Annotated in this window: 24 protein-coding genes; 16 read left to right on the top strand and 8 right to left on the bottom strand. The window is 39.1% G+C overall.

Annotated elements, in window-relative coordinates; genetic code table 11:
* Positions 1–3 precede the first annotated feature (3 nt).
* The 7 genes from QZ738_RS18825 to QZ738_RS18795 are packed head-to-tail and all read left to right on the top strand — an operon-like array spanning position 4 to position 3,787.
* Positions 4–162: a hypothetical protein gene (locus tag QZ738_RS18825; RefSeq protein ID WP_293789451.1), complete on the top strand. Its 159-nt coding sequence runs from the start codon at positions 4–6 to the stop codon at positions 160–162.
* Positions 155–784, top strand: a complete 630-nt coding sequence (locus QZ738_RS18820) for an ABC transporter ATP-binding protein (protein WP_293789450.1) — start codon at positions 155–157, stop codon at positions 782–784. The genes QZ738_RS18825 and QZ738_RS18820 overlap by 8 nt, the downstream gene beginning before the upstream one ends.
* Positions 781–1,995 carry an FtsX-like permease family protein gene (locus tag QZ738_RS18815; protein ID WP_293789448.1) on the top strand — a complete coding sequence of 405 codons (1,215 nt, stop codon included), beginning with the start codon at positions 781–783 and terminating at the stop codon, positions 1,993–1,995. The genes QZ738_RS18820 and QZ738_RS18815 overlap by 4 nt, the downstream gene beginning before the upstream one ends.
* 3 nt (positions 1,996–1,998) lie before the next feature.
* Positions 1,999–2,436, top strand: coding sequence for a hypothetical protein (locus tag QZ738_RS18810; protein ID WP_293789447.1), 438 nt, complete (start codon positions 1,999–2,001; stop codon positions 2,434–2,436).
* A 12-nt stretch (positions 2,437–2,448) separates the two neighbouring features.
* Positions 2,449–2,883, top strand: a complete 435-nt coding sequence (locus QZ738_RS18805) for a hypothetical protein (RefSeq protein ID WP_293789445.1) — start codon at positions 2,449–2,451, stop codon at positions 2,881–2,883.
* The gene (locus QZ738_RS18800) at positions 2,880–3,329 is read left to right on the top strand and encodes a hypothetical protein (RefSeq protein WP_293789443.1); all 450 of its coding nucleotides are present in this window, start codon (positions 2,880–2,882) and stop codon (positions 3,327–3,329) included. Before QZ738_RS18805 ends, QZ738_RS18800 begins: the two co-directional genes overlap by 4 nt.
* A 20-nt stretch (positions 3,330–3,349) precedes the next feature.
* A complete protein-coding gene (locus tag QZ738_RS18795; RefSeq protein WP_293789441.1) occupies positions 3,350–3,787 on the top strand; it encodes a Fur family transcriptional regulator in 438 nt (145 codons plus the stop codon).
* Between the two features lie 3 nt (positions 3,788–3,790).
* Here QZ738_RS18795 and QZ738_RS18790 read toward each other — a convergent pair whose 3' ends face one another.
* Genes QZ738_RS18790 through QZ738_RS18780 form a run of 3 tightly spaced genes read right to left on the bottom strand, consistent with a single transcriptional unit; the run spans position 3,791 to position 7,589 of the window.
* The gene (locus QZ738_RS18790) at positions 3,791–4,774 is read right to left on the bottom strand and encodes an acyl transferase (RefSeq protein WP_293789439.1); all 984 of its coding nucleotides are present in this window, start codon (positions 4,772–4,774) and stop codon (positions 3,791–3,793) included.
* A gap of 19 nt (positions 4,775–4,793) precedes the next feature.
* On the bottom strand, positions 4,794–5,153 hold the full coding sequence (locus tag QZ738_RS18785; RefSeq protein WP_293789437.1) for a hypothetical protein: 360 nt from the start codon (positions 5,151–5,153) through the stop codon (positions 4,794–4,796).
* A 6-nt stretch (positions 5,154–5,159) separates the two neighbouring features.
* Entirely contained in the window at positions 5,160–7,589 is a 2,430-nt protein-coding gene (locus QZ738_RS18780) for a penicillin acylase family protein (RefSeq protein WP_293789436.1), read from the bottom strand.
* 196 nt (positions 7,590–7,785) lie between these two features.
* Between QZ738_RS18780 and QZ738_RS18775 the strand changes: the two genes are divergently transcribed.
* The 8 genes from QZ738_RS18775 (at position 7,786) to QZ738_RS18740 (ending at position 18,769) form a co-directional block, all read left to right on the top strand.
* Positions 7,786–10,695 carry a TonB-dependent receptor gene (locus tag QZ738_RS18775; RefSeq protein WP_293789434.1) on the top strand — a complete coding sequence of 970 codons (2,910 nt, stop codon included), beginning with the start codon at positions 7,786–7,788 and terminating at the stop codon, positions 10,693–10,695.
* Between the two features lie 240 nt (positions 10,696–10,935).
* Complete coding sequence (locus QZ738_RS18770; protein ID WP_293789432.1) at positions 10,936–11,145, top strand: helix-turn-helix transcriptional regulator; 210 nt, start codon at positions 10,936–10,938, stop codon at positions 11,143–11,145.
* A complete protein-coding gene (locus QZ738_RS18765) occupies positions 11,138–11,473 on the top strand; it encodes a HipA N-terminal domain-containing protein (RefSeq protein WP_293789430.1) in 336 nt (111 codons plus the stop codon). Before QZ738_RS18770 ends, QZ738_RS18765 begins: the two co-directional genes overlap by 8 nt.
* Complete coding sequence (locus QZ738_RS18760; RefSeq protein ID WP_293789429.1) at positions 11,466–12,401, top strand: HipA domain-containing protein; 936 nt, start codon at positions 11,466–11,468, stop codon at positions 12,399–12,401. The genes QZ738_RS18765 and QZ738_RS18760 overlap by 8 nt, the downstream gene beginning before the upstream one ends.
* A 198-nt stretch (positions 12,402–12,599) precedes the next feature.
* Positions 12,600–15,062 carry a glycoside hydrolase family 31 protein gene (locus QZ738_RS18755; protein WP_293789428.1) on the top strand — a complete coding sequence of 821 codons (2,463 nt, stop codon included), beginning with the start codon at positions 12,600–12,602 and terminating at the stop codon, positions 15,060–15,062.
* Between the two features lie 61 nt (positions 15,063–15,123).
* Positions 15,124–17,088, top strand: coding sequence for a 1,4-alpha-glucan branching protein GlgB (gene glgB, locus QZ738_RS18750; protein WP_293789427.1), 1,965 nt, complete (start codon positions 15,124–15,126; stop codon positions 17,086–17,088).
* 654 nt (positions 17,089–17,742) lie between these two features.
* Entirely contained in the window at positions 17,743–18,063 is a 321-nt protein-coding gene (locus tag QZ738_RS18745) for a sigma factor (protein ID WP_293789426.1), read from the top strand.
* 97 nt (positions 18,064–18,160) lie between these two features.
* Positions 18,161–18,769 (top strand): Crp/Fnr family transcriptional regulator, encoded by a 609-nt coding sequence (locus tag QZ738_RS18740; RefSeq protein WP_293789424.1) that lies wholly within the window; start codon positions 18,161–18,163, stop codon positions 18,767–18,769.
* A gap of 490 nt (positions 18,770–19,259) precedes the next feature.
* Here the strand turns inward: QZ738_RS18740 and QZ738_RS18735 are convergent, their stop codons facing one another.
* From QZ738_RS18735 to pfkA, 4 genes are all read right to left on the bottom strand, one after another.
* Positions 19,260–20,459 carry a GAF domain-containing sensor histidine kinase gene (locus QZ738_RS18735; protein ID WP_293789422.1) on the bottom strand — a complete coding sequence of 400 codons (1,200 nt, stop codon included), beginning with the start codon at positions 20,457–20,459 and terminating at the stop codon, positions 19,260–19,262.
* Positions 20,460–21,219: 760 nt separating this feature from the next.
* On the bottom strand, positions 21,220–22,218 hold the full coding sequence (gene gap / locus QZ738_RS18730) for a type I glyceraldehyde-3-phosphate dehydrogenase (protein ID WP_293789420.1): 999 nt from the start codon (positions 22,216–22,218) through the stop codon (positions 21,220–21,222).
* Between the two features lie 6 nt (positions 22,219–22,224).
* Positions 22,225–23,067 carry a hypothetical protein gene (locus QZ738_RS18725; RefSeq protein ID WP_293789418.1) on the bottom strand — a complete coding sequence of 281 codons (843 nt, stop codon included), beginning with the start codon at positions 23,065–23,067 and terminating at the stop codon, positions 22,225–22,227.
* Between the two features lies 1 nt (position 23,068).
* The gene (gene pfkA, locus QZ738_RS18720; RefSeq protein WP_293789416.1) at positions 23,069–24,055 is read right to left on the bottom strand and encodes a 6-phosphofructokinase; all 987 of its coding nucleotides are present in this window, start codon (positions 24,053–24,055) and stop codon (positions 23,069–23,071) included.
* 111 nt (positions 24,056–24,166) lie between these two features.
* On the opposite strand from pfkA, the gene QZ738_RS18715 reads away from it, so the two are divergent.
* Positions 24,167–24,856 carry an NUDIX domain-containing protein gene (locus tag QZ738_RS18715; RefSeq protein ID WP_293789414.1) on the top strand — a complete coding sequence of 230 codons (690 nt, stop codon included), beginning with the start codon at positions 24,167–24,169 and terminating at the stop codon, positions 24,854–24,856.
* 173 nt (positions 24,857–25,029) lie between these two features.
* Here the strand turns inward: QZ738_RS18715 and QZ738_RS18710 are convergent, their stop codons facing one another.
* Positions 25,030–25,890 (bottom strand): N-acetylglucosamine kinase, encoded by an 861-nt coding sequence (locus tag QZ738_RS18710; protein ID WP_293789412.1) that lies wholly within the window; start codon positions 25,888–25,890, stop codon positions 25,030–25,032.
* Positions 25,891–26,024 lie beyond the last annotated feature (134 nt).

Raw genomic sequence — 26,024 nt, 5'->3', positions numbered from 1 at the left:
CCGATGAAATATAAAATCTTCTTTATTCCCGCTTTATTGTTTATTTCGATGTTAAGTCCAGCCTGCAAACATGGCACAACCGATGGGATAGAGCTTTACCGGCGTTATGCGATAAAAAATCTGGTGATTAAAAAAGTGCAAAAAGCAGTATGTCATGATTAAGCTTAGTTCGTTGGCGCATGTTTATGATCAGGGGAGGAGGTTGAAGTTTCCGTGCTGGGAAATCGGCGATATGGAGCAATGGCTTTTATTGGGTGCATCAGGTAGTGGCAAAAGTACGCTTCTTTATATCATTTCAGGTCTTTTAAAGCCGAGCCAGGGTGAAGTTTTAATTAACGGGACAGATTTGTATTCTTTGTCTGCACTTGAGCGTGACAAGTTCAGGGGTAGGCATATCGGCATCATTTTTCAAAGACCTCATCTGATCCGTTCTCTTGATGTACTTGATAATCTTGAACTTGCAGCGGTAATGGCCGGTTTGCCAATAGACCATGAACGGAACCGTTCGCTTTTAGCTGATCTGGGTATTGACGGGCTGGTAAAAAAATATCCTGATCAATTAAGTCAAGGCCAGTTGCAAAGGGTTTCGGTAGCGCGTGCCTTGGTAAATAAACCCGATTTACTGATCGCAGATGAGCCTACTTCTAGTTTAGATGATGAAAATGCTTTTCAGGTAATCAAGATGTTGACTACACAGGCTAAGGATAATGGAGCTGCACTAATCATTGCTACGCACGATGCAAGAGTTCGGGATCACCTTACTAAAACCTATCTACTCCGATGAATATCTTTAAAATTAGCAGCAAAAACCTCGTCAGGAATAAGCTAACCACCATGCTGAATATTATTTTAGTGGCCTTTGGTGTAGGTATCTTGTCTGTCCTCTTCCTGGCTTCTACACAAATTAATAATAAACTGGAGAAAAATGCAAAGGATATCGATCTGGTTGTAGGAGCAAAGGGAAGTCCGTTGCAGTTAATATTAAGCAGCGTTTACCATATCGATTATCCAACAGGGAATATTCCCGCCAAAGATGCTTACCAATTAATGCACAACCCCATGGTTAAAAGGGCTGTGCCACTGGCGTTGGGCGATAATTATAATGGCTACCGGATTGTGGGTACCGACAGTACGTTTTCTAATCTTTATGGTTTATCTATCCAAAAAGGAAGTTTTTGGCATAAAGATTTAGAAGTAACACTTGGTAGCCATGTGGCGTTAACATCTGGCCTCAAAATTGGCGATTCTTTTTTTGGTGCGCATGGTTTAACCGGCAGCGGAGATGTTCATAAACAACATGCTTATCAGGTTAAGGGAATCTTAAAACCGCAGGGAAATGTAACCGATAATCTGATCCTTACCAACATTGGCAGTGTGTACAAAATGCATGAAGAGAAGCATCCCGAAAACCATAACCCTGCTACAACAGAAGAGACCAAAGAAATTAACGATAAACAGATTACCGCATTATTGATCCAGTATAAATCACCCATGTCGGTTATATTTTTCCCAAGGATGGTTAACCAGAGTACCAATATGCAGGCAGCCTCTCCGGCAATGGAGAGTGCCAGATTGTTTTCGCTAATAGGGGTAGGAATTGACACCCTAAAATGGTTTGCCATTTTTATTATGAGTGTCGCCACAATGAGCATTTTTATCAGCCTTTACAATGCGATGAAAGAACGGAAATACGATCTTGCGATTATGCGTTGTTTAGGTGCGTCAAAATTTAAGCTATTTTTTCTGGTCATGTTTGAAGGGGTTTTGGTGACCTTTATCGGCACCTTTTTGGGGTTGTTCATCGGACATGCCACCCTGGAGTTAATCGGAATTTATCAGGAAACCTCGCAGGCGAAATTAACAGGGCTTACGGCCTTTCCGCAAGAAATATATCTGATCTGGATCGGGCTGTTTATTGGCGCTTTGGCTTCGCTTATTCCGGCCATGCAGATTTACAGAGTTGATATTGCTGCAACATTAACAAAAGACCGTTAAGTAATGAAGAAATTGGTTTTTTTAGTTTTTTTATGTTTAGGTTTCCGGGAATTGGCTGCGCAGGTGAAGGTACATACCGACATGCGCACGCCAACCTGGAATTTAATTGGGCTAAGATACGATGCCGAGATTGCGCCACGAAAATGGGGGAGTGTTTTTCCGCCGTCATTAAAGGCGCTAAACAATAAGGTAATTGAACTGCCCGGCTACATCATCCCAACAAAGGTGGGGTCGAAATTCAGTGAATTTATGCTGTCTATTGTGCCCATTGCCTCCTGCCCATATTGTGGTACGGGCGATATTCCATCGATGGTACAGGTAAAGATGTTAAAAGCTATCCCTATTACCGAAAAACCCATTAAGCTTAGGGGAATCTTCCTCATTAACGATTCTGGTGATGATAGGAGCGAATTTTTTCTTTTAAATGCGAAACTGTTATAAGCTCATTCAATCATGAAGAAATGTATGCTGGTATTTTTGATCTTAATCTCCGTTAAAACCGTTGCCCAGGTAGCTGTTCATACCGAAACACGCACCGCAACCTGGAACCTTGTTGGTTTAAAATACGATAAACAGGTAAAGCCCTTGGTTTGGCAGGCTGTTTTTCCACCTGCACTAAAGGCCATACATAATAAGATAATTGAGCTTCCGGGATATATTATTCCTACCAAAGTAGGCAACAGCTTTAACGAATTTATGTTTTCTATGGTACCTATTGCTTCCTGCCCGTATTGTGGTACGGGCGATATCCCGTCAATGATAGAAGTGAAGACTTTAAAAGCTATTAAATGGACGGAAGAACCCATTACACTTCGGGGAAAATTTATAATCAATGATTCTGGCGATAGCCGATCTGTCTTTTTTCTTTTAGATGCAGTAAAAAAATGAAATATTTATGCGTTATTTTCCTTCTGTTTTCAGTTTATGGGGCTAGAGCACAGACGCAAAAACATAGCCCAAAAGATCAGTTGCGATCTTTAAACTGGGATGTAATTGCCTCGGTAAAGTTTGAACTGACTGATAAGAACGAACTCTTACCTCTTTTTACAGAAACGATCAGGCGTTTTGAAAACAGGGAATTTGATTTAATTGGTTACCTGATCCCTATAAAAAGCGGACAGAAGCAGCAGAAATTTCTTTTGGCCACCTTGCCCATCAATCAGTGTTATTTTTGCGGCCAAAATGGTATTCCCATAATGATTATGGTTGAGATGGCAAATGCGCTGCCATACAGTGAGAAACCTATTCACGTACAGGGAATTTTAAAATTAGAAGAAAAGGATGCGAGTTACAAGCCGCCAATAACCATCAAAAATGCCAAACTCATTGATTAATTGCTTATTTTTGTATTGCTATGGAAGATAATACTGCACGTTTCGAAAAACTTTTGGTTAAGAATGGACTTAAAAGAACTGCTCCGCGCTTGCAGGTGCTGGAAATTTTGAGTGGAAGGGATTCTGCAACCTCTCAACCTTATTTAGAGCAGGTGATGGGAAAGGATGCAGACCGCGTTACCTTGTACCGCGTTTTGCAGGCTTTTGAAGAGAAGGGGATTATCCATAAGGTTTTGGATCAGCAGGGAACCGCCAATTATGCCATCTGTTCTGATGGTTGCAGTGCCCATGAGCATCATGATGAGCATGTACATTTTAACTGCGATAACTGCCATAAAATTTATTGTTTAGATACCGTTAAAATTCCCGCATTGAAAGTTCCGGCCGGATTTAAGGTAGATCGTCTTAATCTGATTGCTACAGGTTTGTGCGCGGGTTGCTCGGATAAAATAAATTAAGAATTACTGTACCAAAAGATTACATCCCCTGATATCGGCATGATCGAACCGGCCTAATACTTCAAAACTTTGATCAGGATTGATTCTGCCCAGATCCTGTGTGGCAATAAATGAACACGAATTGATATTGGCCAGGTCGATCACATTAATGCCGCCCGTCCTGCCGGTTTTGACTAAACTTAAAGGGTCATTGGTGTCGCGGATCAAAACCTTCATCCAGCCCGGGCAATTGAAAATACCTTCACCTAACGAATAGGCTTGAGAGAGCAGTTCGGTCATCCCGTATTCGCTATGGATGGTTTTTACACCAAATCCTTTGGTTAACTGCTCATGAAGTTCCTCGCGTACCATTTCCTTACGTTTCCCTTTCATCCCGCCGGTTTCCATTACAATCAGCTCTGGAAAACTGATGTCGTATTGTTCTATAAAATCAAGCAGGGCATAGGTTACACCAATTAAAACTGTTTTTTGTTTTTTGGCTTTCAGATTGAGCAACGTCTGCAACAAATCTTCATGGTTATCTAAAAAGTAACCACTTTGCGGGTCACCACTCTTTTCGATCAGATCGTTTACCATGTAAATCAACGAAGAGCCCGATCTTTGTTGATAAGATGGTAACAATGCCAGAAAGCAATATTCAGATACATCCCCATAAAACTGCGCAAAAGCCTGCAGGTAACTCTGTTCATATAACTTAACATCGGTTACGTGATGACTGCTTTGGATCATACCCGTTGTACCTGAGCTGCTGAAGGTAATTTCTACAGGATCATTACTGCTTAGAACAGCATGGCTTTTAAAAAAGCTGATGGGTAAAAAAGGAATCTTTTCAATTGCAGTTACCTCATCTGCATTCATACCCAAGTGGAAGATATACTCGCGATAAATATTGCAATTTTGGGCCTGTAGCTTAAAAATATTTAAGGCCATGGCATTAAATGCATTTCTGTCTTTTACAGAAAATATTTCGTTAGCGGTTAAATTCACAAGGCAAAAGTACAAAGCATTATGCTATTTTCTCGTCAGTTTTTTTTGCCAGCATCGCCATGCGAAACTGATAGCCGCAATAACCACTAATTCCGGCCACTAAACCACTTAAAAATCCTGTAATCAATAGCAATGCCCACCATATTTTTATACCGGTCATTACCGCTACACGGCCGGCGAGTACATTATCGTTAGGCAGGCTTTTAAATAAAGCATATCCGATCCAAAGCAAAAAAATAGCAAAAAAAGATTGCCAAAAGGCTATTTTTCCTGTTTTGCCAATAATACCACAGGTGGCAAAAGAAATGACGATGATGACCCACCAGGGGGCAACCATTTGTAAAAGGAAACAGATGATTAATATAACGATGAAAACCATTTTAAACTATTTAGATATTTTTAAACGAGAAATAACTGTGCCCGATTTATCATCAGGATTTTGCATGTAAAACAGATCATATAATTTGCCATTTGCCCAGGTATCGATCATGTTATCATAAAATTTGCTTCCGGGATTACCCGACTGGCCACCAGGATAAACACCATGCCCTTTCGGCGTTTTACCCAGTTCAATCACCATCCGCCAGGAAGGTCCGTTGGTTTCGCTCAAAGCATTAATGGTGCTTTTGGCACCGCCAATCTGTAAAACCTTTGAGCCGAATCCCGGTATTTTGGCCAGATGTGGTACATTGGTCTGTTTTACATTTGCCCAGTTCCAATCTTTGCTTATTGGTCCGAAGCGCCTTTCCAGGCTATCGCAACTAAATCTAAAAGCTTCATTAACCAGGTCGGATAGTGTTTCCTTTTTATTGGTGTTGATGTTATCGTACCAGGTTGCATTGGGTTCTTTCAGGATCATCTCCACCGTACGGTCTCTAGAGGGATAACGCATCGGAACACCTTTGATTTCAAATTCATCTGCCCAGATATTATACAATAAGCGTTTGGTCCAAATTTCGAACACACTGGCTGCGATTTCGTGTGCATCATAACGTTTGTTCCATTTGCGCAGATAAGCTAAAGCTTCCTTTTGTGTGGCATTTAGCTGTTCATTGTTCAGTAATGGCAATAAAGCCGGAACCAGATTTTGTGCCAGGATACTATAGTTGTCTGTTTGCATCAACCGGATACTGTCTGAAGTAGCTTTGTTCATCACTGATAAACGATCGTTAATGCGTTTACCCCGCTCATAGGGGGCAAATTCCCAGTTAATGTAGTATGGATAAGTGGTATCGGTAGAAGACTGATTGGCCGAACTCACAAAACCGCGTGGCGGATTTTTAACCGTTGGGTTCTGTGCATTCGGGATCCAGCCTTGCCAATCGTAAGCAGGATCGGTTCCATCCAGTATAAATTTGCCCTGATCTTTCCATTTTAAAGGAAACTTGCCATTGGGCGTAATGGCGATATCGTTATCAACACTGGCGAAAACGAAGTTCTGTGCAGGCGCAGTATAATAAGTTAAAGCCTTGCGGTAATCGTTATAGTTTTTACCCCGGTTAAGGTAATAAAACGTCATGAGTTCATTCGATTTATCATGTGCAATCCACCGAAGTGCATCTCCAACAGGTACGTTTTCTGCCCTGCCGTATTTTGGTTTCTGGAAATACACTACCGGGCCATGATGGGTATAATAAACCGTATCTACTTCATCTTTGCTGCCACGTATCTTAATGGTTTCCAGTCGCTTGTGCGTAGCATTCCATTTATTGTTATACCAATATTCGTTATGTGCCGAATCTTTAAATTTGATTTGATAAAAATCGAGTACGTCAGCAGCAACGTTGGTTACTCCCCAGGCTATTTTTTGGTTAAAGCCAATGATTACGCCAGGGGCACCAGGTAAAGAAACACCATAGGTATTTACGCCGGGCGCATGTAGCTGAATCTGGTACCAGATAGATGGAAGTGTTAAATCTAAATGCGGATCGTTGGCTAAGATTGGATATCCTGATGCAGTTTTACTACCAGACAATGCCCAGTTATTACTTCCGATACCTTCAACTTTTTCGGTTGTTCTAACGTCGCCGGTCTGCGCCTGCGTGAAGCTTTCCGGTGTTTTAGGTATGGGTAATGGGGAAAAATTCCATTTTGTACCGACAGGAATAATCGGATCTTCGCGGAAAGGATAATCCGGAAAAAGGTTTTTAGTCACCTCCGGACCAAATTTTTTCAGGATATTGGTCATGTAAAATTCATCTGAGCCCATGGCCAATACTGCCGACATCTGTTTTAACAGTAGTGCACATTTTACAGGTGTCCAGTTTTCGGGTTTAAAATCCAGAATTTTATATTCTAACGGATAATTAGCTTTAGAAAGGGTTTTGATGTAGGCATTAATCCCTTCGGTATAGGCCAAAATCATTTCTTTTGCCTTAGGATCGGCCATCATCCCTTTTAAAGAATTTTCAGCACCATAAACCATTCCCATCCGGCGTTGATACCGGTCTACCTCGATGGCTTTATCGCCCACCACTTCGCTAATTCTTCCAGCCGCAAAACGCGTCTGAAAATCCATTTGCCAAAGGCGGTGCATAGCGGTAACATAACCTTGTGCTAAATATAGATCATGATCATTCTGAGCAAAAATATGCGGGATCATACGGTCGTCAAAAACGATTTCAATTTTATCGATTGCCCCTTTGATCTTCGCTTTATGGTTAAACATAAAATGATTGTTCTCTGCATTTTGCCAAAAACCCATAAAAGGATTTAAAAATTTTAATAATGGAGGCGTATTGCCTAATTTCGTATTAAATAAAAAAGCTAAAGCAATCGGGATGACGATGCAGAACAGGGCCTTAATTTTATTCATAATGGTTAGCTAACAAGTCTTTCGCTAAGATAGGGCAAAATGACGGTTAATGTCTAGCGCAAAATACAACAAACTGTATATCAATCAAAATTATAATTTGTTTTGAAACTATTATGCATCCATCATTTGTTTAATTCAAAAAAAGAAATTAAGTTTATATAACTAATAATACAAATAACCAAATTGTCAATCGCTTATGAGCAGAATTTTTACCAAGATCTTTTATGTGTTATTATTTGTGTTTGCTGGTGATATGGCAGCACGTGCACAAAATATTACGGTGAGCGGAACCGTAAGAGACAAGCAAACCAAAGAAGGATTGGCTGGAGTTAGTTTAACCATTAAAGGTCAGTCTGGAGGTACGGCTTCTACAGCCAATGGAACTTTCAGCTTTGGTACATTGGCAAAAGTACCTTTTACTTTGGTGGCATCTTATGTGGGCTATGGCACCGTAGAACAGCAAATTAACGGAAGCACATCAGGTATTAATCTCGAAATGGAAACTGTAGTGGTATTGGGTGGTGATGTGGTGGTTTCTGCTTCGCGCACGCCCGAGCGCATTTTAGAGTCCCCGGTTTCCATCGAGCGGATGAGTGCTGCCGCGATTAGAGAAATTGCTGCTCCATCCTTTTACGATGCGCTGAACAATATGAAAGGGGTAGAAAGCAGCATGCAGAGTTTAACTTTTAAATCGATCAATACACGGGGTTTCAATTCTAACGGCAATACACGTTTTAACCAGTACATTGATGGAATGGATAATCAGGCCCCGGGACTAAATTTTTCTGTAGGTAATATTGTAGGTATTACCGAGCTTGATGTAGATAATGTGGAACTTTTGCCAGGTGCTTCATCTGCACTTTATGGCGCGGGTGGGATCAGTGGTACATTGCTAATGACTTCAAAAGATCCTTTTAAACATCCAGGCGCCAGTTTTCAATACAAAACAGGGGTTAACCATGTAAATGATAACAACAGTACGGTACAACCATTTAACCAGTTGGATGTACGTATGGCTAAATCATGGAACAATAAATTTGGGGTAAAAGCAGCATTTTCATTCCTGCAGGCCAAAGATTGGTTTGGAAACAACTATTCAAATTTTGACCGCATTGCCAGAACAGCAAAGGCTGGCGACCGCAACAGCGATACCAATTACGACGGAATAAATGTGTATGGAGATGAGGTAAGCCAGAATATGCGTAATGTGGCGCTAAGCGTTCAGAATGCAACAATTTCCGGGATTAATGTTGGTTCAGGCGGTTTAATCCCAAACATTAAAACAGCTATGGACGGGGCTTTCGGAGCGGCTATTCCAAATGCGGCCCAACAGGCGGGGTTTCTTGCAAGTTTGCCGGCTGCGCTACGTCCCGCAGTACAAAATTATTTACCGTTTTATGTGGGCTTAAAAGCGAATTTGATTCCTGATCAAAATGTATCCAGAACAGGTTATAATGAGGAAAATCTGGTTGATTATAATACCAAATCATTAAAAGCTTCTGGTGCATTATATTACAATATCAGTAATACCGTGCAGGCTGTGGCACAGGCTAATTGGGGTACAGGAACTTCGGTATATACCGGTTCTGATCGTTACTCATTACGCAATTTTAATATTGGCCAATATAAACTCGAAATAAAAGGTGAAGATTTTTTTGTTAAAGCGTACACTACTCAGGAGCGTTCGGGAGATTCCTATATTTCATCTATTCTGGGTAGTTACATCAATGAACTTTCGAAACCATCTACAACCTGGTTTCCACAATATATTGGCAATTATGTTGGTGCCAGGGCTGCCGGGCAGGGCGATGCTGCTGCGCATGCTTTAGCCAGAAATGCTGCTAACCAGGGCCGTTTCGAGCCAGGTTCACCTCAGTTTAACCAGGCAAAAGATCAGATTATGAATACCACTATCAGTGCTTCTGATCCATCGAAAGGTATTTATGGTGCAAAATTCGACGATAAATCAAATCTGTATCATTACGAGGGCATGTACAACTTCACCAATCTTTTTGATAAAGTAGTAGAATTTCAAGTGGGTGCCTCTTACCGTCTTTATGATTTAAATTCAGCCGGAACTATTTTTAATGACTTAATTAATTCAATAGACATTAAAGAATACGGTGCATTTGGACAGATCGGTAAAAAATTCTTTAATGATAAAGTTAAACTTACTTTTGCCGGCCGTTATGATAAAAGCCAGAACTTTGAAGGCCGTTTTACACCAAGGATCACCGGAGTGTTTACGGTTGCGAAAGATAACAACATTCGGGTTTCATATCAAACCGGCTACCGTAACCCAACTACGCAGAATCAATATATCGATTTATCTGTTGGCGGAGGTTCGCAACGTTTAATTGGTGGTTTGCCAGAAATTATGTTCGGTAAATACCATCTTGATAGCAATAAACCTTTTACCGATGTAAGTTATCGCGCATTTTTAGCATCGGCTGCGTCTACAGGAACGCCAAACCCGGCACTTTTGCAACAATACAACTTTGATGCTAAAGGGGTACGTCCTGAAAGTGTTCAATCCTATGAGTTAGGTTATAAAGGTTTGATATTGCCTAACTTATTAATTGATGCTTATGGTTATTATAGTATTTATAAAGATTTTATCACTGCTGTTGATGTTTACCAAAACGTAAACGGAAGTTTTGTAAAATTCGGTGTTCCGGTGAATGCAGAAGGTGAAGTAACTTCTTATGGTGCTGCCTTGGGGCTTGATTATCTGGTAGGCAAATGGAACATGAGTGGTAACGTTTCCTATAACCAGATTGGAGATTTACCGGTAAATTATATTAATGATTTTAATACGCCTAAAATCCGTTATAATCTGGGCTTGGGTAATAAAGAGATTATTAAAAATTTTGGCTTTAACGTTTCTTACCGCTGGCAAGATCAGTTTTACTGGAATTCTTCTTTTGCTTCAGGACAGGTGCCTGCTTACAGTTCTTTAGATGCACAGGTGAGTTTAAGAATTCCTTCGGTACAATCAGTGGTGAAATTGGGCGGTTCTAACGTATTAAATAAATATTATATCACTTCTTATGGTAACCCTATGGCTGGTGCAATTTACTATGTTGGACTAACTTTTAATCCATAATTAACTTATTGTTTTTTAAGCCCGCTGTATACCAACTCAGCGGGCTTTTTTGTTAAAATGAATTTGAATTTATCAGATCGCTCTCATACATTTAAAATTATATGCAATAGGATATAATTTTGCCTTTTATCTGATTTTTATATACGATCCCATATAGTTTTAGTTTATTTGTTTCTTTTTATATCCGATCGCATATATTTTTAACTAAAATTATTATTTTTATATCCGATAGCATATAATATGAAAACAATAAGGACTTTTATAAAAGCGAAACGGAAAGAATTGGGTTTAACTCAGGAAGATTTAGCTTTAAATGCAGGTGTCGGATTAAATTTCGTTCGAGATTTAGAGCAGGGTAAGAAAACCCTTCGATTAGATAAGGTAAATGATGTTTTAGCCTTGTTTGGGAAGGAAGTTGGTATTGTTAACCGTACTGATGAAAATGATTAGAAAAGCAAAAATATATTACCAAGGTCAGTTGGCCGGACATCTTTCAGAAACAGATGATGGATACGCATTTCAATACGATATGGAGTATTTGAAAAGCGAAAATGCTTTTGCAATTAGTCTGACATTACCTCTTGCTGAGCATCAATACCGTAATAAAGTATTATTCCCTTTTTTTGATGGGCTGATACCAGAAGGCTGGTTGTTGGATATTGGTGAAAAATATTGGAAACTTAACCCGAATGATCGCTTCGAGTTATTGATAAATTTATGTAGAGATACAATTGGAGCGGTTTCCGTGTATCCAATGGAGGAAGAAGAAAATGGCTAATTGTTTGTTTTGCTATCAAGCACTTGAAACAGGGGAATATCATGTGGCATGCTCAAAAAAGTTTTTTGGAACAGCAGAAGTGCCAAAATTAGAATTGGATAAGGAAAAGTTAAGACAATTGGCGCAATTTACTGTAAATGAAAGATTGGCAGTTACAGGGGTTCAGCCTAAAATATCATTGAGTTTAACAGGAGAGAAGGCTAACAAAAGGTTAACTTTAGTTGGGTTGTGGGGCGATTTTATATTGAAACCACAATCAACAGATTTTAAATTTATGCCAGAAGTAGAAGACCTGACAATGCACCTGGCCAGGCTTTTTAAAATTGAAACTGCTCAACATGCGTTAATTAAAACTTCAACAAATGAGCTTGCTTATATCACCAAAAGGTTTGACCGTGTTAAGGGTACGAAAGTTCATGTAGAAGATTTGTGCCAGCTTTCTGAATTATTAACCGAACAAAAATATAAAAGTTCTTATGAGCGTGTAGGAAAGGTCATTAAACATTATGCTTCAAACTCAGGACTGGATGTAATTAAATTTTTTCGATTGGTGCTATTTTCATTTTTAACAGGAAATAATGATATGCATCTTAAAAACTTTTCCCTGCTGCATACTCATAGGGGGATTCTGTTTTCGCCAGCTTATGATTTACTGAACGTTAATTTGATTTACCCAAAAGATCAGGAGGATTTAGCCTTAACCTTAGGAGGAAGAAAGCGGAAAATAAAAAGAGCTGACTTTGACCAGTTTACGGTTAGTTTAGGGATTGCGGATAAGGTTAGAAACAACATCTATAAAGAATTCTCAAAGCAAGTGGATCATGTTAAGGACTTGATTGAAAAGAGTTTTTTAACACAAGAGTATAAACAGGATTATTTGAAAATATTTCAAAGTAAGATGAGACAGATAAGGCTTTATAACGGTTAAACTACATTCTGGTTCGTCTAAAATTTAATTGTTTACGCTTCATGGACGGAGAAGAAGTAATGACTTAGTGTAAATTATACACTTTAATCAACAGGCCTTGAAAAAAAGCTTGATCCCTTTTAATAAAATATTTGTATTATAGTACTTTCTTAAACAAATTAGGGTTTAGGAATTGTTTTTGATTATAGATACATAAGGATGGAAGCTCACAACGATAAAAGCAACGAAACAAATAATTTGATTGATAAGGAGCAGGAAATACAGCACCTGAACAATCCGGTAGATATATCTGTAAAGCCAATTGTTAAACAATACCTTGGTGAAGTAAAAAAAGTTAAGAAAGAAGGTAATCGTTTTTATTTCTCAGACGGCGATGCAAGGGTAGAAGTGCGTGTGGTGAGTGATGAAATTATCAGGGTGCGCCTGGCACCACATGGTGTTTTTTTAGATGATTTTTCTTATGCCGTACCAGAAGTAGATCAAAAGGTTTCGGTATTCAAAATGCAGGAACATGATGATCATTATACGATTTCTACCCATTCTGTAACCTGCAAAATAGAGAAGGCCAATTTCCATATTTCTTTCCACGATAATATTACCAATGTGATGATGGTTGATGAAGTCAACTCGATGCATTGGGAAGAAAATGTAGATTTTGGTGGTTATTATATCTATGCAACCAAAAAATGTCACCCGGAGGAAAATTTCTTTGGTTTGGGTGATAAATCTGGTAATTTCAACCTACGGGGCCGTCGCTTCGAAAACTGGAATACCGATGCCTATTCTTACGGCTGGAACCAGGATCCGCTGTACCGTACCATACCATTCTACATTGGGCTGCATAACCAGGCCGCTTACGGCATTTTTTTCGATAACACCTTTAAATCATACTTCGATTTCGGTTCAGAAGATGTAAATAAAACCAGTTTTTGGGCCGATGGTGGCGAATTACAGTACTACTATATCCATGGGCCGCATATTATGGATGTGGTTAAGCGCTATGCAACTTTAACGGGTACGCATCCAATGCCGCCAAAATGGACATTAGGCTATCAGCAATGCCGCTGGAGCTATTATCCGGAAACTAAGGTTAAAGAAATAGCCAGACAGTTCAGGGAACGTAGAATTCCTTGCGATGCCATCTACCTGGATATCGACTATATGGATGGTTATCGCTGTTTCACCTGGAATAAAAAGTATTTTCCGGATCCGCAGCGAATGATCAAAGAGCTTTCTGATGATGGTTTTAAAACCGTGGTGATGATCGATCCCGGTATTAAGGTAGATGACGATTACTGGGTATTTAAGGAGGGGAAAGAGAAACGATTTTTCTGTCGCCGCAGCGACGATTATTATATGGAAGGGCATGTTTGGCCCGGCCGCTGCCAGTTCCCTGATTTTACCAACCCTAAGGTACGTACCTGGTGGGGCAATTTGTACAAAGAACTGGTAGATATGGGCGTTGCCGGTTTCTGGAATGATATGAACGAGCCTGCGGTATTTGGTTCAGGTACCTTCCCCAACGATGTACGCCACAATTATGACGGTTATCGCGGCTCCCACCGCAAAGCACACAACGTTTACGGTATGCAGATGGTGCGCTCCACCTATGAAGGACTTAAAAAACTGATGCGCAACAAACGTCCTTTTACCATTACAAGAGCTGGTTATTCGGGGATGCAGCGTTATGCAAGTGTGTGGACTGGCGATAATATAGCCACCTGGGAGCACTTGAAGATCGGAAATATTCAGTGCCAGCGTTTATCCGTTTCTGGTGTGCCATTCTGTGGAACTGACATTGGTGGGTTTAGCGGTGAGCCTGATGGCGAGTTGTTTACCCGCTGGATTCAGTTGGGTACTTTTTCACCATTTATGCGTGCGCATTCTGCTGGTGATACGGCCGAGCGGGAACCCTGGAGCTTTGGTGAGTTTTTTGAAAACATTAACCGCAAGTTTATCGAGTTGAGGTACCGTTTAATGCCTTATTTATATTCGGTATTCTGGGAACATCACCGTTATGGTTTTCCAATTTTAAGGCCCTTGGTTATGCTTGAGCAGGAAAACATCAGCAACAGCTTCCGTCAGGATGAATTTTGCTATGGTGATAAACTTTTGATTTGTCCGGTATTAGAGCAGGGAGCCATTTCTCGAAAAGTCTACCTGCCTAAAGGCACCTGGTATAATTTCTGGTCGAATGAAACTTTAGAAGGCGGCAATGAATATACCGTTGACGCCAAGATAGACAGTATGCCTATGTTTGTGCGTGCAGGTTCTGTTTTGCCAGAATATCCGGTAATGCAGTATGTGGATGAAAAATCGATTACAGAAGTGGTTTTAAATATCTATCCTAGTGATTACGAGGTAAATTCATACCTATACGAAGACCACGGTGATACCTTTGCTTACGAACAGGATATTTACCTCGAAAAGAAATTTACCGTTAAAGGCGACATGCAGGCATTAAAGATAAACCAACGTATTGAAGGATTGTATACGCCGAATTATGAGTTTTATGTTTGTAATGTTATTGGTGTGAAATTCCAGGTGAAAAAAATTATTATTGATAATAAGGAAATCAACGATTTTTATACCGACGACCAGCAAATATTGCATTTCAAAAGCAATAAAAATTTCTCCGAAATACAGATTTTAAGTCTGTAAATCTTTTAGCCCCAAATGTTGTTTAGCATTTGGGGCTAATTTATCTAGCCAAGAAACAGCTATGCCATCAGCCAAAAAAGTCACTGCAAAAAAAGCAGCTTTAGCCAAAACCAATCATACAAAAGCGGTTTGGGTACACAGTTTATTTACCGATTACGATATTGATCTTTTTCTGGTTGGGAAGCATTTTAGGCTCTACGAGAAAATGGGTTCGCACCTCGTTACAATTGATGGTACACCGGGCGTTTATTTTTCGGTATGGGCACCTAACGCCATTGCTGTAAGTGTGGTGGGCAACTTCAACAATTGGAATAACACCTCGCATGGCTTGAATAAACGATGGGATAAATCCGGTATTTGGGAGGGCTTTATTCCAGGCATAGCCAAAGGTGAAGTTTATAAATATTTTGTAAAGGGCTTTGATAATGCTGAACATTTAAAAGGCGATCCTTATGCACGGAGGTGGGAGCATCCGCCTCAAACCGCTTCGATTGTTTGGGATACTGATTACACCTGGAAAGACAAAGCCTGGCTGAGTAAAAGAGCAAAGCTAAATGCTTTAGACCAACCGATATCTGTATATGAAGTACATTTAGGCTCCTGGGAGCGTGATCCGGCCAATCCAGAACGCGTTTTAACCTGCAGGGAAGTGGCCGGCAGGTTAGTGCCGTATGTAAAGGAAATGGGTTTTACTCACGTAGAACTAATGCCCGTAATGGAATTTCCATTTTTTCCGAGCTGGGGCTACCAGATCACCGGGTATTTTGCGGCAAGTTCTCGCTATGGCTCGCCACAGGATTTAATGTATCTTATCGATGCACTGCATAAAGCCAATATTGCGGTAATATTGGATTGGGTGCCCTCGCATTTTCCGGGCGATCGGCACGGTTTGTATGAATTTGATGGGACTCATCTTTATGAGCATGCTGATATGCGTAAAGGATTTCATCCGGATTGGAAATCATATATTTTTAATTACGATAGGAATGAAGTAAGGTCTTTTCTGATTAGTAATGCTATATTCTGGCTCGATCAATATCATGCTGATGGATTAAGGGTAGATGCTGTTGCTTCGATGCTGTATTTTACTTTTTCGCGGGAGGAAGGAGAATCTGGAACCAATGAGTATGGCGGAAGTGAAAATCTGGGAGCAATACAGTTTTTGCAGGATTTAAATGTTGCTGTATATGGAAGTTTTGATGGCGTACAAACCATTGCGGAAGAAAGCAGTACCTATCCTGGTGTTACCCATCCGGTGCATACCGGTGGATTAGGTTTCGGTATGAAATGGATGATGGGTTGGATGAACGATACTTTAAAGTATTTCAAAGTAGATACTTTGGGTAGAAAACACCACCATAATCAGCTAAGTTTTAGCATGACTTATGCTTTTACCGAAAATTTCATGTTACCTTTCTCTCATGATGAGGTAGTACATGGTAAATCGCCGATGCTTTATAAAATGCCCGGCGACGATTGGCAGAAATTTGCCAATTTAAGGGCGCTTTATGGGTACATGTTTACGCACCCAGGGACAAAACTGTTATTTATGGGCAACGAGTTTGCCCAAACCAACGAGTGGAACTTTACACAATCACTAGATTGGCATTTATTACAATATGCGCCACATAAAGGTATGCAGGAAATAGTCAAAGCTTTAAATTTTCTTTATCGCAAAGAACCTGCCTTGTATCATTTCAATTTTAGTTATGAAGGTTTTCAATGGATTGATGCCGACAATGCAAACGAATCTGTATTTGTGTACATGCGCAAAGGACCAAAGGCTAAAGATACTTTAGTTATTGCTATAAACCTGACCCCGGTAGTTCGCCAAAATTATAGAATTGGAGTGCCGTTTAAAACCAAATGGAAAGAGATTTTTAACACGGATGACATTGTTTACTATGGCGGTGGTATCAACAATAGGGGGGATATTGTCCCGGATTTAAAAGACTATAATGGACAGAAATATTCGATCATTATAGATTTACCACCTTTAGCTGTCGCGATTTTTAAAAGCAAATAAAATGTGATGATGTAACCCGCCAAACCCTTAAATGAGCATAGGGCTTTGGTGGGATTTATTATCACCATAACAGCAGGCTCCTTTATCATGGTCGAAACTTAAGGCTTTGCAAATGGCGAGCGTTATCAAGGTTTGATGTGCTAAGAAATTATGATTGTATTTTGTTTATTGATTATCCAGAAAATGGTCATTAATTTAAATAAGAAAAGCTTCCCATTGCTGGAAAGCTTTCTTAAACCCTGGAGTGGAAGCTTCCAGAGCGGTTGCAAAGATACAATAAGCATGGTTTCTTGCAAGCATTATTTTAAAATAATGATCAAAGACAAATACCTTCCTAAGCTGCCAGGAATTGATGACTAGTATTTACATGTCTTTTTGGTTTTGCAATTTATGCTTTGGTATAGGCCGAAATATCTCGGGCATCAGATTTAGGTATGCCATATCCAGTCAGATCTATAAAAAAATACAGAATGTGTTTTCAGTGCTTAATTGTCGTCTAACCCAGGCACCACTTTAAAACCTTAACTAACATCGCTGCAAAACGGCCTGGTATTTCGGGACATCATTCTTTTTACTCCATTCGGTTGTTTGATTTTACAGCCTTGAATAAACAAACATAACCGCTTCGTGTTATTAGTAAATATCAAAATAATCATGCAGCCATTATATCAAAGGGATATCTATCAAGAATTAAGCATTGGCAGTAAAGCCGAATTATCGGATGATAATTTATTTTTTACTACGCTACAGGCTTATGATGGTGTTGCATTCAAAGCGCTTTATCAGAAATATTCGGCAGCTATTTATGGAAATATTATACGATATGTGAATAACGAAGAAAAAGCTAAATTAATTTTAGAGCAGACATTTTGCGAAGCCTGGCGATCTTTTCCGCAATTTGATAAAACTAAACTTAGAATTTTTACCTGGATAAATCAACTGGCACTTCAAACCATCAGGAAGTCTGCATTGTAATACCGGTAGCTGAACGATTGTGCCAATAATCTATTAAATTTTTATATTTCATTCGAAATTGCTATAATTAAGGGTCTAAAGTCTAACCCTATTGTGTATGCTCGAATCCCGGAAGGCGTTTTTGGTAAACGCTGTGTTAAACTATTTCAGTCAGTTGCATCCCATAACTTCTGGATTTATCCAAAAAATAGAGGAAAATGTGGAGCCTATTCTCATTATGAAGAATAAACATATTTTGTCTCCTATTGATAATAATAATTCCATTTTTTTTGTGGTATCAGGATTGGTAAGGGGTTTTATCAAAGATGAGCGTAAAGAAATTACCACTTGGATTAGTGCGGGTAATGAATTTGTTGGTGCAATCCAGTATCCAGGTACTTCCCCGAAACCTTCTATAGAATATCTACAGGCATTGGCGAATTCAGAATTGGTTGCCATTCCGTACTTATTAATAAATGAGCTTTATGCTGACTATCAGGAAACAAACATCATATGGCGAAAAATACTCGAAATCCAGTACCATGCAGCTTCTGAGCGATCGATGCTGGCACGTATTCCATCTGCTGAAAGGCGTTATGAAAAGTTTAAAGAGCTGAATCCTTTTGATATATCTATGGTCCCTTTACGTTATCTGGCTACTTACCTGGGGATGCGCCTCGAAACGCTAAGCAGAATCCGGAGTAAGCTGGTTAGGCGGTTGATTTAGCCCGACGAAGTATTTCAATTCAGTGAAGATGGTGTCACCGGCTTATTAAAGCGTAAATGTTTATTTTTAATCGATTAAAAGATAGAAAAACCGATTTATTTACAATTAATTTAAAAATCTTCATCAAATCTTAATTTTTCTGTCGTAATATTGTAGGCATAAGGGGTGAGAGCCTTATACAACTTCATAAGTTGAGAGCGTTAATTTAGATAAGGGATGTAGCCGGAGGTTACATCCCTTTTTTCTTTTGGCTTTGGATGTGATGTGGCAGGTACTTTCAGTTGCTTATTTTATAGCGAAAATCCTTCTCCTAAATCATAAAATACTTAGCGTTGAAATTCTTTTACCTTTATGAATCGAAGTTTTGCTCTGATCATCAGTTAATCATCAGTATTGATAAAATCCTTGATGCTTTATGAAGTAACTCATTTCAAAGTCTTCTGAAATAAGTGATAAACGATTTGCTTTAATCCTTAATTGGTAGACCTTCTTATTTTGGCAAGGAAATAAAAAATGAGCTGCCTAAATTTTTGCCCGCACTACTTGCCCATACTTTACCGCCATGCAGTTGCACTAATGTTTTAACAATGTATAGCCCAATGCCATGAGAGCGTTCTTTTGCGGTTGGCACTGATGATAATTTGGCAAACTTGGTAAACAACCTGGAGATATCTTGTTTGGTCAGCCCCAAACCGTTGTCTTTAAATTCAAATATAATGTTACTGGCGGCTGCGGTGCAGATTATCTCTATACTTGCACCTTTATGCGAATATTTAATCGCATTGCTCAGCAGGTTATTGAAAGCATCATTGATCCGTTCTTGGTCTACCTGGATATGGCCTTCAGTGTGGCAGGTTATTTTAAGCGTTTGTCGTTTTTGCTTTAGTGTAAAGTCAAAAGTTGCAGCTGCAGCGTTGATCAGGTCCATTACTTTAACCGTTTCGAATTTAAGATCTATGGCAGCATTCTCATTTTTGGCTTCATTCAGCAGGTTATTCATCGTTTGCTCGATATTGCGGCCGGTTTGCTCAATTTTGTTGCCTACAGACGCAAGTTTTTCCTTCGAAAGCAAACCTTTCTCCAACAGCTGGCCATATGCAATCAGTGAGGTGGCCGGGTTTTTCATGTCGTGCGCAAGCCGGTGCAAGCGGTCGTCGTAAGCCCGTACCGAAATGCGGTGGATTAATCGCGATTCCAGTTTTTCAAGGGTAATCCTGGCTAACCATTTTAATACGCTTAGCTGGTCTTTGTCGATGTCATGCCTGGCTTTATTGTCGATTACGCTGACAGTTCCAATTATAAAGCCTTCCATAGTGGTAATTGGTGCGGCGGCATAAAATCGGATGCCATTATCCATTTTAACGTATGCATTGTTTTTTAATGCAATACAAGTTTTAGTATCTCCGATCAGGGTAATTTCATCCGATTGCGAAGCCAGGGTACATAAGCTATCTTTTTTCTCCATTACCGAAACTGGTATCAAACTGGTATTGGCTTTGAAATAAACTTGCTTATCATCGATGAACGAAACAAATGATCCGGTAGCTTTAAAGGTGGTTTTCGCTATCTCTGCAATCAGATCGAAAAGAAGTTCAGGAGGTGAATCGATAATGTCATAACGCCTAAGCTTGTTCAGGCGCTGGGATTCGTATTCGGTTTTAGCAGTTGAGGGCCTGTTGAACTTACTCATGAAATGGAGGCTGTGTTAAAAATTTAGATGGTTGGGGGTTTAACAAATATAAAACAAAGAAATTTTATCCGGGAATTTAGCTTAGTCAAATCAGGAATGTTGCAAATTGATTAATCATGATTGCGAAAGGTTATTTTAGGTAGTTTGATCCTCCTCTAAATAAAAACGCTATATAAAAGAAAAGAGATACTCCATCCAGACGTATCTCTTTTTTCTAACCAAATATAAACCTGTTATGAGCCAGGCTTTGTCTTTAACTCTCTTTCTAAACCACAGGGTTTATCAGAAAGTGATTTATCTTTTTTCTTGATAATAAACATCGTCTCGTTTATTATGATACAAATATAGTAAAAAAAATGATAGTGTAAAAAATACACTAAGAAATTTTTAAGTATTTTTTTTGTCATTTTTATTTCCTGTTCTTTTTTAGTGATGATTTTAGGATTTAAAATGATGGTATTGCAAAGATAAGGTAAAACTGTGTTAACAAAATGTTAAATATATCAGATTTAGCTATCTTTTTGTCTTAATCGGTTTCGATTATAGCTTAGAAATAATTTTTTTTGAATTTTTACCCCGTTTTTCATCTTCAAATGATTGCTATCTAGATATTTGAAGTCGGATTTTGATAAAATAAATCTTTTGTTTGTTTTTAGGGAAGATTTTTACTGATGAAAATTGTTTTCAAAATAAAAAGGCAACATTAATTGAATAATGTTGCCCTTAATATGGTTTGAAATTGCTTGAAGCAATTTTTTAGTTACAAACTTGCGTAATATTCTACAAATTTGGCTAATGCAGAAGAGTATCCCCATTCGTTATCGTACCAAGATACCACTTTAACGAAGTTATCATTTAATGAAATACCAGCTTTAGCATCAAAAATAGAAGCATGATCATCACCAATGAAGTCAGAAGAAACAACTTCATCTTCAGTATAGGCTAAAACGCCTTTTAATTCGCCTTCAGAAGCTGCTTTCATGGCGGCTTTAATCTGCTCGTAAGTAGCCGGTTTTTCTAAACGTGCAGTTAAATCTACTACCGAAACGTCGGCAACAGGAACACGGAAAGACATACCGGTTAATTTACCTTTTAATTCAGGTAACACCATACCTACTGCTTTAGCCGCACCGGTAGAAGAAGGGATGATGTTAGAAAAACCGCCACGGCCACCTCTCCAGTCTTTAGCAGAAGGACCATCAACAGTTTTTTGAGTTGCAGTTACCGCGTGGATGGTACTCATTAAACCTTCAACAATACCAAAGTTATCGTTTAAAACTTTAGCAATTGGTGCTAAACAGTTGGTGGTACAAGATGCGTTAGAAACAATAGTTTGATCTGCGGTTAATTTATCGTGGTTAACACCCATCACATAAGTCGGGATATCGCTATCTTTGGCAGGCGCAGAGAAAACTACTTTTTTAGCACCTGCAGCGATGTGTTTTTCGGCATCAACACGGGTTAAGAACAAACCTGTTGATTCGATTACCACTTCAACACCTACAGTATCCCATTTTAAATCAGCAGGATTTCTTTCTGCAGTTACGCGGATGGTTTTGCCATTAACCACTAAGTTGCCATCAACAACATCAATAGTGCCATCAAATTTCCCATGCGTAGTATCATATTTTAACATGTATGCCATATAATCAGGCTCGATCAAATCATTGATCGCTACGATATCCAATCCTCTTTTTAATGCGGCTCTGAAAACCAGTCTGCCAATACGGCCAAAGCCGTTTATTCCAATTTTGCTCATTGTTTGTTAATTAATGTAATGTTTTAATAAATTTTGTATTGGTTCTTTAATGATGCTTTTAATTTTTAGATCATACTTACCGGCAACAAACCTTAATTGGTCTTCGAGTTCGGCAGCCACTTTTCCTACAATATGCAGTTCACTATCTTTATGTTTTAGCGATATAGGCAGAATATAGGTTTCAAAGTATTTTTCAAATCCCTCATCAATCAGCTTACTGATATACTCATGTTTGCTGTTATGGGTAATGAAATCGAAAAACGATGTTAAAAATATATTAGCCTGTGGCTTATTGTAAATACGTTCCAATATCTGAGGGCGGTCCAGATTATACGTCAATATAAATTTGGTCTCTATATCCTGCGGCATTTTTTTGCTTAAAAATTCTTTGAGGAGTATTTTTCCGAAATAATTTGATGAGCCTTCATCTCCCAGGATATAGCCTAATCCAAAATTGTTGTTCAGTGGTTTTTTTCCATCAAAATAGGCACAATGCGCACCGCTGCCCAGCATGCCAACAATACCTGGCTGATTGTAACAGGCGGCTTTGGCTGCACCGAATAAATCATTTTCGACTACAATTTTGCTGTATCTGAAAAATGACGCCAGGGTTTTGGCCAGTACCTGTTTTCTATCTGATGATGAAGCTCCGGCTGCAAAAAAATAAATTTTCTTGATATTTTCTGCATGGTTAACCAGGACAACTTTTTTATTTAAAATCTGCAGAATTGTTTTCGGATCAACAAAGCAGGGATTTAGGCCGGTAGTATTACAATGTGCTACTACCTGTCCATTTCGGGTTATTTTCCAAAATGCCGTTTTCGATCCGCTATAAACAACTGCTACCATATTATATTGAAAGTACTTCTGTCATTTCCATTAAATCGGGTTCGAGTTTAAAAGAATGAGCAGTTAGTGCCTCTCTGATGCTGGTTAATTTTATCTCGTTTCCTTTTAAACCTACCATTTGCTCCGTTTCGCCTGCAATTAACGCATTTACCGCGGCAAAACCTAAACGACTGCCCAAAATTCTGTCGAAACTGCTCGGACTTCCACCTCTCTGAAGATGACCAAGAATGGTTACCTTGGTGTCATAATGGTCAAAAGTTTCTTTTACTTTTTTAGCAATATCGTAAGCACCGCCTTGTTTATGGCCTTCGGCCACAATAACAATGCTTGAAGATTTTTTAGTTGCTGCACCTAAAGCCAGTTTATCAATCAATTCGTTAACACTGGTTTCTCTCTCTGGCAGCAATACCGCTTCGGCACCGCTGGCAATGGAACTTCTTAAGGCGATACATCCAGAATCGCGGCCCATTACCTCTATAAAAAATAAACGGTCATGGGCATCGGCAGTATCCCTGATTTTATCAATTGCTTCAATTACGGTATTAATAGCAGTATCATAGCCTAAAGTAAAGTCGGATCCAACTAAATCGTTATCAATTGTTCCCGGTATACCAATTACCTTAACGCCGAATGTTTCTGAAAAACGTTTAGCACCGGTGAACGTTCCGTCGCCTCCGATGACCACGAGTCCATCAATGTCATTTTTCTTTAAGTTATTGTAGGCAATCTGCTGACCTTCTTCTGTTTTGAATTCTAAACAGCGTGCAGTTTTTAATATGGTACCACCCAAGTGTAAAATATTACTTACAGAACGGGCATCCATGGGTTTTATGTTGTCGGTTATTAAACCTTGGTAACCTTGCATTACCCCAAACATGTTAATGCCGTGGTAAATTCCGGTACGAACAACAGCTCTGATTGCTGCATTCATTCCAGGGGCATCGCCTCCAGATGTTAATACTGCTATATTTTTTATATTTGGCTTCATCTTTATAATACGAATATAGTGTGTATTTTTTACACTAAGTAATTTATTTTATTTTTTTTACTTAATATTGAAAGTCATACCTTTATCTGTTTAAAATAACTAAATTTTACTTTGGAACAAATTTTACCTCATTTAGATTCTGTATTCTCGATAGATTGCGTTTTGTTTGGATTTGATGGTAAGGAATTAAAAATCCTGCTAATCGAAAGGAATGAAGAACCATTTAAAGATTGGTGGGCATTGCCCGGTAACATTGTTGGTCCTGATGAGAGTTTAGATCAGTCGGCTTCCCGGATTCTGTACGAGCTTACCGGTTTGCGGGGTATTTATATGGAGCAGTATTATGCTTTTGGCGATCCGGGCAGGCACCCGCAAGGTAGGGTAATTACTTTGGCCTACTATGCTTTAATCCGTTTAGGTGGAGATAAGGAATTACGCCCGATCAGCACTTACGCCAAGCGGGCCAATTGGTTGCCGATTACCGATCTGCCAAAACTGGCTTTTGATCACCAGAAAATTTATGATAAAGGTTTAGAAAAAATAAAACGGCGGATTAAACACCAGCCTATCGCCTTCGAACTCCTGCCAGAGAAATTTACCTTAACACAGTTGCAACATGTTTACGAGCTGGTGCTGGGAAAAAAACTCGATAAAAGGAACTTTAGAAAGAAAATCATAAGTTTTGGCGTGTTGAAAGAGCTTGATGAAAAACAAAAAGGCGTCTCTTATCGGGCAGCTACTTTGTACCGTTTTGATAAACGTAAATACGCGAAGCTTTTTGGTAAAGAGATTTCGTTTTAGCGGAGGGCGAGGGGCGGAGAGCGTTTGGCGTGGAGCTGAGAGCTGAAAAAAGCAGAAATAATTAAATTTGTTATATCAATAAAAACCCCGGTCTGAATTTCAAACCGGGGTTTTTATTGTTTTCTCTGCTTTCAGTAACGGTTAACTCCAAACTGAAAACTCCCAACTGCAAACTAAGCCTTCGGCGCCAACTCCAGGTGGTAGTGTACCAGATCATCTATAGGCGAGCGGATAATTTTGCCTACACCCATTTCGTAACGGTCGGCTACAATACTTAAAATATCGCGGAAACTATAACCTACAGAACCCACACAATTTAATTTGTGGTCTTTATAGTTTGGATAGTGGATCACCAAAGCTTCAAAAAATGCCGTAAATGCATAATCGATAGTGCTGAAAGTATAGTCTTCATAATTATCTTTAAAATCGTATAAGAATTTACTAAAGCTTGCGCAGAAACGGTTTGGCAACGGCTTATTGTAAATATTATCAAAAATATCTTCGTTGGTTAAAGCATAATTGTCATAAAAAGCCTCACGTAATCCTTTTGGCATATAGCCTTTCATGTAATCGCTTAAAATGCGTTTGCCGATGTAAGAGCCGCTGCCTTCATCACCTAAGAAATAACCCAAAGAGTCGATGTTCATAGTAATTTCATTCCCGTCATAAAGGCATGAGTTTGTGCCTGTGCCTAAAATAGCGGCAAACCCAGGCTCGTTTCCGAGGAGTGCTCTACATGAAGCGAGTAAATCATGGCCTACAAAGATGGTTGCGTTGGTGAAAACCTGTTGCATGGCATCGGATACAATCTTAACATTTGCAGGTGTAGAACAACCGGCACCGTAGTAATAAACCGCTGTCAATTTTTCTCTTTCCAAGTGGTCAGGAAGAGTCTCATTCAAAGACTTTACAATGTACTCTCCTTTAGAAAAATATGGATTGTAACCTTCGGTATTAAAGTAAATTTTTCTGCCGGCCTCGTTAATCAAACACCAATTTGTTTTGGTAGATCCGCCGTCTGCAATTACTATCATTTTATTTATTTTTGGTTTTAGCACGATAAAAGTATAAAAAGTCTTATATTTTGTATCCTTTTTTTTAATAATTTTTTAACAATTTATTGTTGCTGAAAATGAAGTGTGTAAAAAATACACTATATACGGCGCGT

This window comes from uncultured Pedobacter sp. (assembly GCF_913776295.1).
Classification (GTDB): Bacteria; Bacteroidota; Bacteroidia; order Sphingobacteriales; family Sphingobacteriaceae; genus Pedobacter.
Note: the sequence above shows the minus strand (reverse complement) of the source record. Positions and strands in the feature narration are given on the sequence as shown.

What these genes read in the sequence shown, in the direction of transcription:
- QZ738_RS18825 (WP_293789451.1), top strand. Translation starts at nt 4, where the DNA reads ATGAAATATAAAATCTTCTTTATTCCCGCTTTATTGTTTATTTCGATG.
- QZ738_RS18820 (WP_293789450.1), top strand. Translation starts at nt 155, where the DNA reads ATGATTAAGCTTAGTTCGTTGGCGCATGTTTATGATCAGGGGAGGAGG.
- QZ738_RS18815 (WP_293789448.1), top strand. Translation starts at nt 781, where the DNA reads ATGAATATCTTTAAAATTAGCAGCAAAAACCTCGTCAGGAATAAGCTA.
- QZ738_RS18810 (WP_293789447.1), top strand. Translation starts at nt 1,999, where the DNA reads ATGAAGAAATTGGTTTTTTTAGTTTTTTTATGTTTAGGTTTCCGGGAA.
- QZ738_RS18805 (WP_293789445.1), top strand. Translation starts at nt 2,449, where the DNA reads ATGAAGAAATGTATGCTGGTATTTTTGATCTTAATCTCCGTTAAAACC.
- QZ738_RS18800 (WP_293789443.1), top strand. Translation starts at nt 2,880, where the DNA reads ATGAAATATTTATGCGTTATTTTCCTTCTGTTTTCAGTTTATGGGGCT.
- QZ738_RS18795 (WP_293789441.1), top strand. Translation starts at nt 3,350, where the DNA reads ATGGAAGATAATACTGCACGTTTCGAAAAACTTTTGGTTAAGAATGGA.
- QZ738_RS18785 (WP_293789437.1), bottom strand. Translation starts at nt 5,153, where the DNA reads ATGGTTTTCATCGTTATATTAATCATCTGTTTCCTTTTACAAATGGTT.
- QZ738_RS18780 (WP_293789436.1), bottom strand. Translation starts at nt 7,589, where the DNA reads ATGAATAAAATTAAGGCCCTGTTCTGCATCGTCATCCCGATTGCTTTA.
- QZ738_RS18775 (WP_293789434.1), top strand. Translation starts at nt 7,786, where the DNA reads ATGAGCAGAATTTTTACCAAGATCTTTTATGTGTTATTATTTGTGTTT.
- QZ738_RS18770 (WP_293789432.1), top strand. Translation starts at nt 10,936, where the DNA reads ATGAAAACAATAAGGACTTTTATAAAAGCGAAACGGAAAGAATTGGGT.
- QZ738_RS18765 (WP_293789430.1), top strand. Translation starts at nt 11,138, where the DNA reads ATGATTAGAAAAGCAAAAATATATTACCAAGGTCAGTTGGCCGGACAT.
- QZ738_RS18760 (WP_293789429.1), top strand. Translation starts at nt 11,466, where the DNA reads ATGGCTAATTGTTTGTTTTGCTATCAAGCACTTGAAACAGGGGAATAT.
- QZ738_RS18755 (WP_293789428.1), top strand. Translation starts at nt 12,600, where the DNA reads ATGGAAGCTCACAACGATAAAAGCAACGAAACAAATAATTTGATTGAT.
- glgB (WP_293789427.1), top strand. Translation starts at nt 15,124, where the DNA reads ATGCCATCAGCCAAAAAAGTCACTGCAAAAAAAGCAGCTTTAGCCAAA.
- QZ738_RS18745 (WP_293789426.1), top strand. Translation starts at nt 17,743, where the DNA reads ATGCAGCCATTATATCAAAGGGATATCTATCAAGAATTAAGCATTGGC.
- QZ738_RS18740 (WP_293789424.1), top strand. Translation starts at nt 18,161, where the DNA reads ATGCTCGAATCCCGGAAGGCGTTTTTGGTAAACGCTGTGTTAAACTAT.
- QZ738_RS18735 (WP_293789422.1), bottom strand. Translation starts at nt 20,459, where the DNA reads ATGAGTAAGTTCAACAGGCCCTCAACTGCTAAAACCGAATACGAATCC.
- gap (WP_293789420.1), bottom strand. Translation starts at nt 22,218, where the DNA reads ATGAGCAAAATTGGAATAAACGGCTTTGGCCGTATTGGCAGACTGGTT.
- QZ738_RS18725 (WP_293789418.1), bottom strand. Translation starts at nt 23,067, where the DNA reads ATGGTAGCAGTTGTTTATAGCGGATCGAAAACGGCATTTTGGAAAATA.
- pfkA (WP_293789416.1), bottom strand. Translation starts at nt 24,055, where the DNA reads ATGAAGCCAAATATAAAAAATATAGCAGTATTAACATCTGGAGGCGAT.
- QZ738_RS18710 (WP_293789412.1), bottom strand. Translation starts at nt 25,890, where the DNA reads ATGATAGTAATTGCAGACGGCGGATCTACCAAAACAAATTGGTGTTTG.